At 62.1% G+C, this 13,402-nt stretch carries 11 protein-coding genes; 9 read left to right on the top strand and 2 right to left on the bottom strand.

Annotation, left to right across the window (positions count from 1 at the left end; genetic code table 11):
- Positions 1-124: 124 nt before the first annotated feature.
- The 4 genes from ACOSV0_RS34370 to ACOSV0_RS34355 all read left to right on the top strand — a co-directional run bounded on the left by ACOSV0_RS34370 (position 125) and on the right by ACOSV0_RS34355 (position 5,624).
- The gene (locus tag ACOSV0_RS34370) at positions 125-1,240 is read left to right on the top strand and encodes a putative 2-aminoethylphosphonate ABC transporter ATP-binding protein (protein WP_434115984.1); all 1,116 of its coding nucleotides are present in this window, start codon (positions 125-127) and stop codon (positions 1,238-1,240) included.
- Complete coding sequence (locus ACOSV0_RS34365) at positions 1,237-2,964, top strand: putative 2-aminoethylphosphonate ABC transporter permease subunit (RefSeq protein ID WP_434112232.1); 1,728 nt, start codon at positions 1,237-1,239, stop codon at positions 2,962-2,964. Before ACOSV0_RS34370 ends, ACOSV0_RS34365 begins: the two co-directional genes overlap by 4 nt.
- 34 nt (positions 2,965-2,998) lie before the next feature.
- Entirely contained in the window at positions 2,999-4,129 is a 1,131-nt protein-coding gene (locus ACOSV0_RS34360) for a 2-aminoethylphosphonate--pyruvate transaminase (RefSeq protein WP_434112230.1), read from the top strand.
- Between the two features lie 106 nt (positions 4,130-4,235).
- On the top strand, positions 4,236-5,624 hold the full coding sequence (locus tag ACOSV0_RS34355; protein WP_434112228.1) for an FAD-dependent oxidoreductase: 1,389 nt from the start codon (positions 4,236-4,238) through the stop codon (positions 5,622-5,624).
- Positions 5,625-5,770: 146 nt separating this feature from the next.
- Here the strand turns inward: ACOSV0_RS34355 and ACOSV0_RS34350 are convergent, their stop codons facing one another.
- On the bottom strand, positions 5,771-6,484 hold the full coding sequence (locus ACOSV0_RS34350; protein WP_434112226.1) for a phosphonate utilization associated transcriptional regulator: 714 nt from the start codon (positions 6,482-6,484) through the stop codon (positions 5,771-5,773).
- A 104-nt stretch (positions 6,485-6,588) separates the two neighbouring features.
- Here ACOSV0_RS34350 and ACOSV0_RS34345 point away from each other — a divergent pair, with 104 nt between their 5' ends.
- Positions 6,589-6,987, top strand: coding sequence for a DUF302 domain-containing protein (locus tag ACOSV0_RS34345; protein WP_434112224.1), 399 nt, complete (start codon positions 6,589-6,591; stop codon positions 6,985-6,987).
- Positions 6,988-7,103: 116 nt separating this feature from the next.
- Here the strand turns inward: ACOSV0_RS34345 and ACOSV0_RS34340 are convergent, their stop codons facing one another.
- Entirely contained in the window at positions 7,104-7,397 is a 294-nt protein-coding gene (locus ACOSV0_RS34340; RefSeq protein ID WP_434112222.1) for a DUF1330 domain-containing protein, read from the bottom strand.
- A 296-nt stretch (positions 7,398-7,693) separates the two neighbouring features.
- Here ACOSV0_RS34340 and ACOSV0_RS34335 point away from each other — a divergent pair, with 296 nt between their 5' ends.
- The 4 genes from ACOSV0_RS34335 (at position 7,694) to pdxA (ending at position 13,372) form a co-directional block, all read left to right on the top strand.
- A complete protein-coding gene (locus tag ACOSV0_RS34335) occupies positions 7,694-8,857 on the top strand; it encodes a porin (RefSeq protein WP_434112220.1) in 1,164 nt (387 codons plus the stop codon).
- A gap of 78 nt (positions 8,858-8,935) precedes the next feature.
- Positions 8,936-9,823 (top strand): 4-hydroxy-tetrahydrodipicolinate synthase, encoded by an 888-nt coding sequence (dapA, locus tag ACOSV0_RS34330; protein ID WP_434112219.1) that lies wholly within the window; start codon positions 8,936-8,938, stop codon positions 9,821-9,823.
- A 52-nt stretch (positions 9,824-9,875) separates the two neighbouring features.
- The gene (locus tag ACOSV0_RS34325; protein ID WP_434112217.1) at positions 9,876-11,045 is read left to right on the top strand and encodes an iron-containing alcohol dehydrogenase; all 1,170 of its coding nucleotides are present in this window, start codon (positions 9,876-9,878) and stop codon (positions 11,043-11,045) included.
- A complete protein-coding gene (pdxA, locus tag ACOSV0_RS34320; protein ID WP_434112215.1) occupies positions 11,042-13,372 on the top strand; it encodes a 4-hydroxythreonine-4-phosphate dehydrogenase PdxA in 2,331 nt (776 codons plus the stop codon). Before ACOSV0_RS34325 ends, pdxA begins: the two co-directional genes overlap by 4 nt.
- Positions 13,373-13,402 lie beyond the last annotated feature (30 nt).

Genomic DNA, 13,402 nt, shown 5'->3' with positions numbered 1-13,402 from the left:
TTTTGGCTACAGATTTAGCCAGGTTCAGGCGAGCGCCGGGACACGCGCTGCGTGGCCCCGAACGATGCGGCGATGCAATGGCAGTGCATCGCCGCCATGCGGATAAGCGGTACCGGAGGAGATGATGACAGCGTATTTGAGCGTGCAGCAGGTCTATAAGCGGTTCAACGACACGCCGGTTCTGGAGGACATCAATCTTGGCGTGAAGAAGGGCGAGATGCTCTGTTTTCTCGGCCCGTCGGGGTGTGGCAAGACCACGTTGCTGCGGATCATTGCCGGACTGGAAACACAGAGCGCCGGCCAGATCATGCAGGACGGCCGCGATATTTCGCGCTTGCCGCCGCAGCTTCGCGACTACGGCATTGTGTTTCAGTCGTACGCCCTGTTTCCCAATCTGACCATCTTCGACAACGTGGCCTATGGCCTGGTGAATCGCAAGATGAAGCGCGCGGCGATCGCCGACCGTGTGAACGAATTGCTCGCCCTGGTGGGCTTGCCGGATGCGCAGCGCAAGCATCCGAACCAGTTGTCGGGCGGCCAGCAGCAGCGAATTGCGCTGGCGCGCGCACTGGCTACGTCGCCGGGTCTGCTTTTGCTCGACGAACCGCTCTCGGCGCTGGACGCGCGCGTGCGAGTGCGGCTACGCCAGGAAATTCGCCAGTTGCAGCAACGCCTCGGCGTGACCACGATCATGGTGACGCACGACCAGGAAGAAGCGCTTTCCATGGCCGACCGGATCGTGGTGATGAATCAAGGCGTGATCGAGCAGATCGGCACGCCGCACGAAATCTATCGCGAACCGGCTTCGCCGTTCGTGGCCGATTTCATCGGCAAGGTCAATCTGATTCCGGCAGAAGTGGCGCGCGACGGCAGCCTCAAGGCGGGCGCCATAGCGCTGCGCTACGGGTGCGGATCGGAGCGCGCGGTGCCGGGGTCGAAAGTGTCGGCGTTCGTGCGGCCGGAAGACATTCACCTCAGTGTGCCGGGTGGTGCGCCGGGTAGTGCGCCAGGTAGCGAGGCGGACAACCTGCTGCCTGCCTCGGTCGAAAAACTGGAATTTCTCGGTGCATTCTGCCGGGTCAGCTTCAAGGTGGACGGGCTCGGCGTGCAAGAGATCGTCGCGGACCTGTCGTTCCACGAAATGAACCGTACCCGCCTGCAACCGGGGTCGCGCTTCAATCTGGCCATTAATCGCGAACACGTGTGCGTCTTCTCCGCCGCGAAGGAGCGACTCCAATGAGCGCCGTTCTGATCGAGCGCCGTAGCGGCGAGGAAGGTCATGCCGAGGTGCGCCAGAAGAGCCATTGGCATGACCGGATCGCGCAGTTGGCCCTGCTGCTGATGTTCGCGTTTCTCGGCGTGTTTCTGCTGGTGCCGCTGGCATTGGTGATCGGCAAATGTTTTGTCGATGCGGATGGCCGTTTCGTCGGACTCGCCAATTTCACCGGCTATCTGGTGAATTCGGGCGTGTGGACGTCGACACTGCATTCAGTCACGGTTGCCTGCCTCGTGACGGCGATCGTGATTCCGATGGCTTTTACGTTTGCATACGCGCTGACCCGCTCGTGCATGCCGATGAAGAACGCCGTCCGCACCGTCGCGTTGCTGCCATTGCTCGCGCCGACGCTGCTCTCCGCCGTGTCGTTCATCTATTGGTTCGGCAACTCGGGCATCCTGAAGCCCTTGCTTCATGGGCACTCGATCTATGGGCTGCCGGGGATCGTATGCAGTCTGGTCTACGCCTCGTTTCCGCACGTGCTGATGATTCTCGTGACGGCGCTGTCGCTGTCCGACGGCCGCTTGTACGAAGCGGCCGAAGCGATGGGCACACGCCGCACGCGTAAATTTTTCACGATCACGTTGCCAGGCGCGAAGTATGGCCTGATTAGCGCGACGATGGTGTCGTTCACGATCTGTATCAACGACTTCGGCGTGCCGGTGGTGATCGGCGGACCGTATTCGGTGCTTTCCACCGACATCTATAAGCTCATCATCGGCTTGCAGGACTTCAACCGGAGCGCGGTGGTCAGCCTGCTGCTGCTTTGTCCGGCGCTGGTTGCGTTCGCCGTCGACTTCTTCATTCGCCGCAAGCAGCAATCGCAACTCGGCGCGCGCTCGACGCCGTATCAGCCGAAACCCACGCGCGGCTTCGACATGGCGATGCTCGGCTACTGCGGCTTTGTCTGCCTGCTGCTGTTGGCGGTGGTCGGCATTTCGGTGTTTGCCTCGTTCGTGAAGTTCTGGCCGTATCAGATGAGCCTCGGCTTGCAGCACTACAAGATGGGGCTGATCGGCGCGGGGATTTTCGATGCCTACAAGAACAGCCTGAAAATGGCCGCGTGCGTGGCGATCGGCGGCACCGTCATCGTGTTCGGCGGCGCGTATCTCGTCGAGAAGACGCGTGGGCCGCGCTGGCTACGCGGCTTTATCAATCTGTGCGCGATTCTGCCGATGGGCGTGCCGGGTCTCGTGCTCGGCATCAGCTACATCTTTCTGTTCAACTCGCCCGCCAACCCGTTGAACGGCCTTTACGGCACGCTCGCGCTGCTCGCGATCGTCACGGTCGTGCACTACTACTCGTCGAGCCACCTGACCGCGGTTACCGCGCTACGTCAGATCGACAACGAGTTCGAAGCGGTCTCGGCTTCGCTGAAAGTGCCTTTCTACAAGACGTTTTTTCGCGTCACCGTGCCGGTGTGCCTGCCGTCGATCCTGCAGATCGCGCGTTATCTGTTCGTCAACGGCATGACGACGGTATCCGCGGTCGCATTTCTCTATTCACCCGATACGCAGCCGGCCTCCGTTGCCATTCTCAATCTCGACGACGCCGGACAGATTGGACCGGCCGCCGCAATGGCCACGCTCGTGCTCGTCACGGCGGCGTTCGCCTGCGTGCTGTTTGCCGGCGTGTCGCATGGCGTATTACGCAGAACCCAGGCATGGCGCACCTCGCGCCGTGGCTGAAACAAGTGTTCATCAGGATCTATAAGGAGCTACTGTGAATCTGCCCTCCCAACCCATTCTGCTCACTCCCGGTCCGCTCACGACCTCCGACCGCACGCGTCAGGCCATGCTGCGCGACTGGGGATCGTGGGACGGTGACTTCAATCAGATCACTGCCCGTGTCCGCCAGCAGACGCTGCGCATCGTGCATGGCGAAGACACGCATGAATGCGTGCCCTTGCAAGGCAGCGGCACGTTCTCGGTCGAAGCCGCGATCGGCACGCTGGTGCCGCGCGATGGACATGTACTGATACCGAACAACGGCGCGTATTGCCAACGGATCGCGAAGATCTGCAAGGCGCTCGGCCGTCGTCACCAGACGCTCGACTATCCCGAGGACACGCAGGTCAAGGCGGCCGATGTCGATCGTGCACTGGCAGCCGATCCGGGCATCACGCACGTTGCGCTGGTGCATTGCGAAACCGGTGCCGGCGTGCTCAATCCGCTGCATGAGATTGCGGTGGTTGTCGCCAGGCATGGCCGCAGTCTGATCGTCGACGCGATGAGCTCGTTCGGCGCAATCGACATCGACGCGCGCCAAACACCGTTCGACGCCGTCGTGGCCGCCTCCGGGAAATGTCTGGAAGGCGTGCCCGGCATGGGCTTCGTGATCATTCGCCGCAGCACGCTGGAGCAATGCGAGGGCAATAGTCCGTCACTCGCCATGGATCTGTACGATCAGTGGACCTACATGAACCGCACGACGCAGTGGCGCTTCACGCCGCCCACTCACGTTGTCGCTGCCCTGGATCAGGCGATCGCGCAATACGTGGAAGAGGGCGGTCTCGAAGCGCGCGGCGCACGCTATGCCGGCAATTGCCGGGCGCTGATCGAAGGCATGGCCGCGCTCGGTTTTCGAACCTTCCTCGATCCGGCGATTCAGGCACCGATCATCGTCACGTTCCATGCGCCCGACGACCCCAGATACGACTTCAAGACGTTTTACACGGAAGTGAAAAAACGCGGCTATATCCTCTACCCGGGCAAGCTCACCCAGTTGGAAACGTTCCGGGTCGGCTGTATTGGACACTTTGGCGAATCCGGCATCCCCGGCGCGGTCGCCGCGATCGCCGATACGTTGAAGGCGATGGGGATCACGCGGGTATCGGCGCAGGCAGTGGCCTGAGTTGGCCTGACCCTGTCCACGTGCGAAGACTTCTTGCCGCTGGCGCGGGAAGAAGTCTTTCTTTTCGCTGCGTGGCGTTAATTCGTTGTATCAATGCGAGCAATTCATGCGTCCGTTCTGGATTGAACAAGCACTCTTTGCCGATGGATCACTGGCGCCTGCATTGCAAGGCGCGACCACTGCCGATGTTTGCATTGTCGGTGGCGGTTTCACGGGTTTGTGGACAGCCATCCAGGCGAAACAGAAGAAACCCGATCTCGACATCGTGATCATCGAGAGCGACTTATGCGGCGCGGGCGCAAGCGGCCGCAACGGTGGCTGCCTGCTGACGTGGTCGACGAAATTCTTCACGCTGCGGCGTCTGTTCGGCGAGGCCGAAGCGATCCGTTTGGTGAAAGCGTCCGAGGCTGCGGTCGGACTGATTCGTGACTTCTGCGTCGAGCACGACGTGGATGCGGAACTTCGGCTTGACGGCACACTTTACACCGCGACTTCGCGCGCGCAAATCGGCCTGCTCGATCCGGTGATCGCCGCGCTGAGCGAGCATGGCATCAATTCATATCAACATCTTTCGCCGGACGAAGTGGCGAGCCGTTCAGGTTCCGCGCGCAATCTCGGCGGCGTGTATTCGCCGGTCGCGGCAACGGTTCATCCGGGCAAACTCGTGCGCGGCTTGCGGCGCGTCGCGATCGAAATGGGTATTCGTATTTACGAGCGCACGCCGATGCTCGATTTCACTTCCGGCGAATGCGTGACCGTCCGCACGCCGGCCGGCAGCGTGACGGCTGCCAGAATGGTGCTCGCGATCAATGCGTGGATGGCGAGCCGTTTCCGGCAGTTCGAACGCACGCTTGCCGTGGTCTCCAGCGACATGATCGTCACCGAGAAATGCCCGGAGTTGCTGCAGCAGATAGGTTTGAAAGACGGCGTATCCGTACTCGACTCGCGCATCTTCGTTTACTACTATCGCAGCACGGCGGACGGCCGGCTGATGCTCGGCAAGGGCGGCAATACCTTTGCGTGGCGCGGCCGGATCGCGCCGGTGTTCGATCAACGCTCGCCATACGAAGCCGATCTGACGCGCAGCCTGCACGATTTCTTCCCGGCGTTGCGCGATGTGCCGGTGACGGCAAGCTGGAACGGTCCGTCGGATCGATCGGTCACCGGCTTTCCGTTTTTCGGCAGGCTCGACGACGCGCCGAACGTGCTCTATGGATTTGGCTATTCCGGTAACGGTGTGGGACCGACCTATATGGGCGGCCAGATCCTGTCTTCGTTATTGCTCGATCTCGACAACGAATGGACGCGCAGTCCGCTGACGAGCGGACCGTTGGGCTATTTTCCGCCTGAACCGATCCGGTTCGTCGGCTCGATTACCGTGCGCGACGCGATTCGTCGCAAGGAACGCGCGGAAGACGAAGATCGGCAGCCGTGGCTGGTGGACCGATTGCTGAGCAAGCTCGCCAACGCTGCGGGGAAGTCGGATAAAGCGTAGGACGTGGTTGCGGGCCTGCTGACTGGCGGGTCCGTAATGCAGAGCGTGTTGCGTGTTGTGAACTGCGTATCGCGTGTTGGGTGTTGAATGTTTGTACGCGCAACGCGGCGCAGCGCCACGCCGCGTGCGCAACCGTTCAACTCGCGTCAGTCCTGACCGGTATTCCTTGCGGACGCTACCCAGTGCTCATGGGCATGCCGCATTCTCGCGAGACCATGAGCGACGTGTTCACGCACCAGCGTGACGGCGAGTTCCGCATCGCCTTTCGCGAGCGCGTTGACGATTTTTTCGTGTTCCGTAACCGACGTCGCCAGTGCACTCTTTTCCGATTCGATTGCAGCCTGACGGAGCAAACCGAGCTGACGGACGAGATGCCGATAGGTTGCAATCAGGTGCTGGTTCCCCACGCCCGTCACCATCGCATCGTGCAACTGGACGTTCAATGCCGTATAGCGAGTGAGATCATGATCTTTCTTCGCGGCTTTCATCGACGTGATGATGCCTTTGAGCGTTGCAAGCGTTTCGGGCGTCATGCGGTTGGCGAGCGCGCGCACGACCGATTCGTCCAGCATGGCACGGACTTCATAAATCTCTTCGGCTTCGCGTAGCGACAGCGCCCGCACCGTGACACCGCGGTTCTTCTCCGTCTTCAGCAATCCTGCCTGTTCCAATGCACGGAACGCCTCACGCAATGGTCCGCGCGATACATTCAAGCGCGTGGAGACTTCCACTTCGTTCAACTTCTCCCCGGGGGCGAATTCCCCTGAGACGATGCTGCGCTCGAGCGTTTCCTGGACGAGTGTCGCGAGGGAATGCCGCTGCAGCAGTTCGATAGCGCTAGATGTGGTTGACGTGCTCATGATCGGCGATTAGAACAAAGAATGGGATAAAAGACCGTCGGCTTCTTTGACCATAGCGTGCCAGCTTGTCTATTGTCAACAATCTTCAATGCCCGGAGAAATCCATGTCCACTCACACAGCCGATCACGGCATCGTCACCGTGCCCACGCAACGCACGGTCGAGCAAGCCGCCGACACCCTCGCTTTGCTGATTGAAGCGAAAAACATCGTCTTGTTCGCGCGCATCGATTTTGCGGCGGATGCGCAGCGCGCGGGGCTTGCAATGCAGCCGTCGCAGTTGCTGGTGTTCGGTAATCCGCGGGCAGGGACGCCGCTGATGCAAGCCGTGCCGACCGTGGCGCTCGATCTGCCGCTCAAGGTGCTGGTCTGGCAGGACGACGATGGCCGGGTGTGGCTCTCGTATAACGCAACGAGTTATCTACAGGCGCGGCATGGCGCGCCTGCGGAACTGATGAAAGCCGTCGACGGCGTCGGCGCGCTCGTGCAGGCCGCCGCCGGCTGAGCGGATGCGTAGGTCGGGCGCGGCAGCTAACCTACGCATTCGCTGCGAGACTTTGCTGTCCGATCTGCCCGGGAACGCAACGCTTCACGCCGGTCACGTCCGTCGCGTCGTATGCGTTACTCCGTGCCGCGAACGATCCGCAGATCGCGCTCGACGGCGTCGCCCAATGCTTCAAGCGCTTTCTTGTAGCCGTCGCTGTCATATGCGGCAATGGCCTGCTCATAGGTCGGAAATTCGACCACGACAGTCCGCTCCTTCAGGCCTTGTTCACGAACCTCCTCGGCTGCCCCACGCACGATGAATTTGCCGCCGGCGGCGGTCAAAGCGGGTGCGGCCAACTGTGCATACGCCGCCAGCTTCGACGGGTCCTTCGTCGCGCGGTAGACGGTTACCCAATATCCCTTGCTCATGTGTATCTCCTTGTTCTGCGGCGAAAAAGTAGTAGTCGCGTTGCAAGCAACGACGACGGGATTATGTCATTTCGGGAAACCCTGCAGCGCTCGTTGTCTCTCGGCAGATGATTTGATCGATTCAATCGTTTTAGTGATTGGATCGAAAAAAATCCTTGCAAACGACTGATTCGATCATTATATTGACTGAACCGGTCGTTTTGGCTGAGCGAAACGCTCAAGTTGGTGAGCCCTGACCGTCATCCAAATGGCCGAAGCACCATGGCCTGCCATCAAGAAAAATCATGGAGACACAATTGAAGAAGCGTTCCTTTCAGGTCCTGGCCACATTGGGCGTACTCGGTGCGGCCACGACTGCCGCACACGCGCAAAGCAGCGTCACGCTGTATGGATTGATCGATACCTCGCTCGTCTATTCGAACAGCCAGAAGGGGCACTCGAATATCCAGATGTCGAGCGGTACCTTGTCCGGCAGCCGTTGGGGACTGCGCGGTCAGGAAGACCTGGGCGGCGGCCTGAGCGCGCTGTTCGTCCTTGAGAACGGTTTCAGCAGCACGACGGGCACGCTCGGTCAGAACGGCCGCGAGTTCGGACGGGCCGCTTATGTGGGTTTGAGCGGTGGTTTCGGTAAGGTGACAGCAGGGCGGCAGAACGACACCGCCGCGGATTTTCTGGGTGCGCTGACGGCGGCCAATCAGTGGGCCGGCGGTCTGGGCGCGCATCCGGGTAATACGGACAACCTCTACGTGAACGAGCGGATCAGCAACAGCGTGAAGTTCACCAGCAACGACTACGCGGGCTTTCGTTTCAGCGGCCTGTTCAGCTTCGGCGGCACGGCCGGCGATTTCTCGAACAATCGCGTATGGGGGCTCGGCGCCACTTATGCGAACGGTCCGTTCGTGGTCGCGGCGTCCTACGTGAACGCCACCACGCCGAATACCGGATTGTTCGACGGCACCGCGGGTGCGGCAGCGATCTCGCCGAACAACACGCCGATCTATTCCGGCTACGCATCCGCGCGTACGCTGCAGATAGCGGCGGTGGGCGGCGCGTACACTTTCGGCGCGGCCACGGTCGGCCTGATCTACTCGAACTCGAAGTTCAAGGATCTGGGCTCGGGCGCGGCTTCCGCACCGGTGGCGCGTTTCGTCGGCGATACCGCGACGTTCGACAACCTCGAAGCCAACTTCCGCTATCAGTTGTCGCCGGCCGTGCTGCTCGGCGTCGCGTACAACTACACCCGCACGCATGGCGCCGGCGACGCGCACTACAACCAGGTGAATGCAGGTGCGGACTACTTCCTGTCGAAGCGCACCGACGTGTATCTGACCACCGGCTGGCAGGCGGCGAGCGGCATCGATTCGACGGGGCATGCGGCGACCGCGGCGTTGTGGCCGATCACGGCGTCGAGCACGTCGCACCAGTTCGTGACGGCGCTTGGGTTGCGCCACAAGTTCTGAACGATTCGGGCAATTTGATCAAACAGGAAGGCTTCAGAGGAATACCTCGAGCCTTCCTTCGTAGAAGTGGAGTCGAGCATGACAGTCTTGTTCAAAGGGATCATCCCCGCACTCATCACGCCGATGACGGCATCGGAAGAAGTCGATGAAGCCGGGTTGCGCACGTTGATCGAACGCCTGATCGAGGCAGGCGTGCATGCGCTGTTCGTGCTCGGCACCAACGGCGAGTTCATCGCTTTGAACGAAGCGGAGAAGCTGCGGATCGCGAAGATCGCGGTCGACCAGGCGCGCTCGCGCGTGCCGGTGATTGCCGGCACCGGCGCATACGCCACGCGCGATGTGATCGGTCTGAACAGCAAGATGCTCGACGTGGGCGTGGATGCCGTCTCGGTGATCACGCCGTATTTCAACGGCGCAACGCAGCAGGAACTGTTCACGCACTATGAGCGGATTGCGCAGGCCACCACCTTGCCGGTGATGCTCTACACGATTCCCGCCAAGGCCGGCATCACGTTGACCGTCGATACGGTGCGTCGCCTGTCGGAAATTCCGAACATTCGCGGCATCAAGGATAGCGGCGGCGACTTCGATCGTCTGCTGCAGCTGATCAATCTGCGCCGCGACGACTTCGCGGTGTTCACCGGCACCGATTCGATGATTCTGTGGACCCTGATCGCGGGCGGCGACGGCGCGGTGGCCGCGACCACGAACGCGGTGCCGGGTGTCGTCACGTCGATCTGGAAGCACTTTCAGGCCGGCGATATCGCGGCTGCCCGCAAGGCACAGGAGTCGCTGCGCGCGCTGCGCGACGCATTCGCGCTCGGCACGATGCCGGTGGTGCTGAAGACCGCGGCGGAAATGCTCGGCATGCCGGCGGGTCCCGCGCGTTCGCCCGCGCAGCCGCTCGATGCGCAGGCCCGCGCGCGTCTCGAACAGGCGCTCGCGGTGTACCGCGGCTCACGCTGAAACGCGCAGAAGCACATCGGCCACGCCACTTTATTGCCCACGACATACCGCCATGACCACGACTTATCACTTCCAGACCGTCAAGCACATTGTGCACGGCGCGCACAGCCTTGACCTGCTGGCGGACAAACTTGCCTTGCTCGACACGCCCGTCAAGCGCATCGCGTTGATCACCCAGCCCGCGATGGAGGCGCTCGGCGTGATCGATCGCGTGACGGCTGCGCTCGCCGCCAGAGACATCGAAGTGCTGATCGTGCGCGATGTCGAACCCGAGCCGACCATCGGTAATGTGGAAAGCGTGTTCAGCGAGCAGATCGCGCCGTTCGCGCCGCACGCGATCCTGTCGATCGGCGGCGGCAGCGTGCTCGACGCCGCCAAACTGTTTGCCGTGCGTTTGACCAACGAGCAGCCGTTGCGCGAATGGCTCGGCATCGATCTGATCAGGAAGCCGGGCGTACCCCTGATCCTTGTACCGACCACCGCGGGCACCGGCTCGGAAGTGACGCCCAATGCAATCGTCACGTTGCCGGACGAGGAACTGAAGGTCGGCATTGTGAGCCGCCATCTGTTACCGCAGATCGTCATTCTCGACGCCGCCTTGACGCTGAAATTGCCTAAGGCGATTACCGCGGCGACCGGCATGGATGCATTCGTACACTCGCTCGAATCGTATATCTCGACCAAGGCCAATCCCGTCAGCGACATGTTCGCGATGGAATCGATGCGGCTGATCGGCGCGAACATTATCGAAGCCTACGAGCACGGCGAGTCGATCAAGGCGCGCGAAGCCATGATGCTCGGCTCGATGTACGGCGGCCTCGCGTTGACGGCAGCCGGCACGGCCGCGGTGCATGCGCTCGCGTATCCGCTCGGCGGCATGTTCAACATCACGCACGGCGTGGCGAACGCGATGCTGCTGCCGCACGTGATGGCGTTCAACATGGATGCATGCGCGGGCCGTCTCGCCGACGTCGCGCGTGCGTTGTCGCTCTGCGCGCACGACGACGATCAGGAGGCCGCCGCGCAGAAGCTGATCGAGCGTATCAATGAATGGACGGCGGCCGTCGATATTCCTCAGGACCTGCGCAAGTTCGGCGTCAGCGAAGACGATCTGGACGCGCTTTCGGTGGCGGCCGCGAAAGTGAAACGGCTGCTCGGCAACAACCCGAAGCCGCTTTCGCTCGACGACATGAAGGCGATTTATCGCCGCCTGCTGCCATGACCATCGCCCGCGAACGCCGCGTGCGGCTCCTGATTATCGGCGACGATCTGTCGGGCACGGCCGACTGCGCCGTGACAGGTGCACGCCTCGGCTTGCGCAGTGTCGTGACGCTGGATGCAAGCATGCATTCGGCGGCCGAGACGAACCGTTCAGGCGAAGCGGTCGATGTGCTTGCCGTCGATGCCGATTCGCGCCGGCTCGACGCTGCTTCAGCGGCGCGCAGTAACGCAGACGTGTGGCACGAACTCGGTCACGCGGAGACGAAGCTCTACAAGAAAGTCGATTCGACGCTGCGCGGCAATTTCGCTGCCGAAGTGGCGGCGCTCGTGCCGCTCGCCGGCATGGCGATCGTGGCGCCGGCGTTTCCGGCCGCCGGCCGCACGACACGCGACGCACGCCAATGGCTGAACGGCGTGGCGGTGGAAGAAACGGAGGTGTGGCGTAACGAGGGGATCGGCGGCGAGGCGAACATTCCGGCGATGCTCGAGCAATACGGCATGCGCACGGTTGCGCTGACGTTGGCCGAGGTTCGTTCGGATAATGCCGTGCTGACAGAGCGACTCGATACGCTGCGTCACGCGGGTATTCAGGCGGTGGTGTGCGACAGCGAAACGGAAGACGACTTGCAGCGAGTCGCTCGCGCGTCCGCATCATTGCCCGGCGTGTTCTGGGTCGGCTCCGCGGGACTCGCGCGCGATCTGATGAGCGCATTGAATCTGGCTGAGGTCACGTCGCCCACCGCACCGGCACATCGCGCTCCGAGTCTGCCGGTACTGACTGTAGTCGGCAGCATGTCGAGCGTTTCGCATGCCCAGGTCGAGCGGCTTAAAGCAGAAGCGGGCAGCACGCTTGTTTCATTCGAAGTCGATACGAAGACATTACTCGCCGAACCGCCGACGGAAGCGCATGCGAATCTCACGCGCAAGGTCAGCGAGGCGCTTCAACAGGGGCGGCACGTTGTCGTCTCGCTGAGCCAGTCCGATCGCACGAGCGTCGCCGACGGGCTTCTGTTTTGTCAGCGTCTCGCGGCATTGCTCTCGCCGGCGTTGCCGTTTGCCGGCAGCGTGATCGCCACCGGCGGCGAGACTGCGCGCGCATTGCTGTCCGCTGCCGGCATCGGCCAGTTGCGGATTGTCGAAGAAATCGAAAACGGCGTACCGCTGCTGCACGCGGAGCACAACGGCCGCCGTCTTTGCGTCGTCACCAAAGCGGGCGGCTTCGGCCACCCCGGCACGCTTCATCTTGCCTGGCGAACACTCGCCGGCGTTCAACGTATCGCCCGGCCTAACGAGGCCACCATCAAAGGACTCACCACAATGACCTATCGTCCAGTTATCGGCATCACCATGGGCGATGCTACCGGCGTCGGCCCGGAAATCGTCATGAAGGCGCTGGCCCATGCCTCCGTCTACGAACAGTGCCGCCCGCTCGTGATCGGCGACGCGGCGCGTCTGCGCGATGCGGGCAAACGCGCGGGAGTCGCACTCGAAGTGCGCTCGATCGACAGTCCCGCGGACGCCGGCTTCGAATGCGGTGTGGTCGATTGCATCGACCTCGGCCTGATTCCCGCGGATCTGCCCTACGGCAAGCTCTCGGCGATCGCGGGCGATGCGGCGTATCAGTACATTGCGCGCACCGTCAAACTGACCTCGGCCGGCGAACTGGATGCGATCTGCACGGCGCCGCTGAACAAGGAAGCGCTGCACGCGGGTGGCCATATTTTCCCGGGGCATACGGAGATGCTCGCGCATCTGACCGGTATCGACGAAGTGTCGATGATGCTCGTCGCGCCAAAGCTGCGCGTGATTCACGTGACGACCCACATCGGCTTGCTCGATGCGATTCGCCGTATCGAACCGGGTCTCGTGCAACGGACCATCGAGCGCGCGCATGAGACGCTGGTGCGCGCCGGTATCGACAACCCGCGCATCGGCGTCTGCGGGATCAATCCGCATGCGGGCGAGAACGGCCTGTTCGGCTATGGCGAGGAAGAGGAAAAGATCATTCCGGCCGTGCAGGTACTGCAGGCGCGCGGCTGGGATGTCGAAGGTCCGTTGCCCGCCGATACGCTGTTTTTCCGCGCCGGCCGCGGCGACTTCGACGTGGTGGTCGCGATGTATCACGACCAGGGCCACGGCCCGGTCAAGGTGATGGGGCTCGAAGCCGGTGTCAACGTGACAGTCGGTTTGCCGGTGATTCGCACCTCGGTCGATCACGGTACTGCGTTCGACATCGCCGGCAAGGGTATCGCCGACGAAGGCAGCATGCTCGAGGCGCTGAAGCAGGCACTCGATCTCGCCACGCGGCGCTCCGAACTGGAAGCCTGAGCGCGCGCGAACCGGCTGAGCCGGGCCGCT

It is taken from the genome of Paraburkholderia caffeinilytica (assembly GCF_051027425.1).
In the GTDB taxonomy this organism is placed as follows: Bacteria; Pseudomonadota; Gammaproteobacteria; order Burkholderiales; family Burkholderiaceae; genus Paraburkholderia; species Paraburkholderia caffeinilytica_A.
The sequence above is the reverse complement of the archived record's forward strand: the minus strand, read 5'-3'. Positions and strand labels throughout refer to the sequence as shown.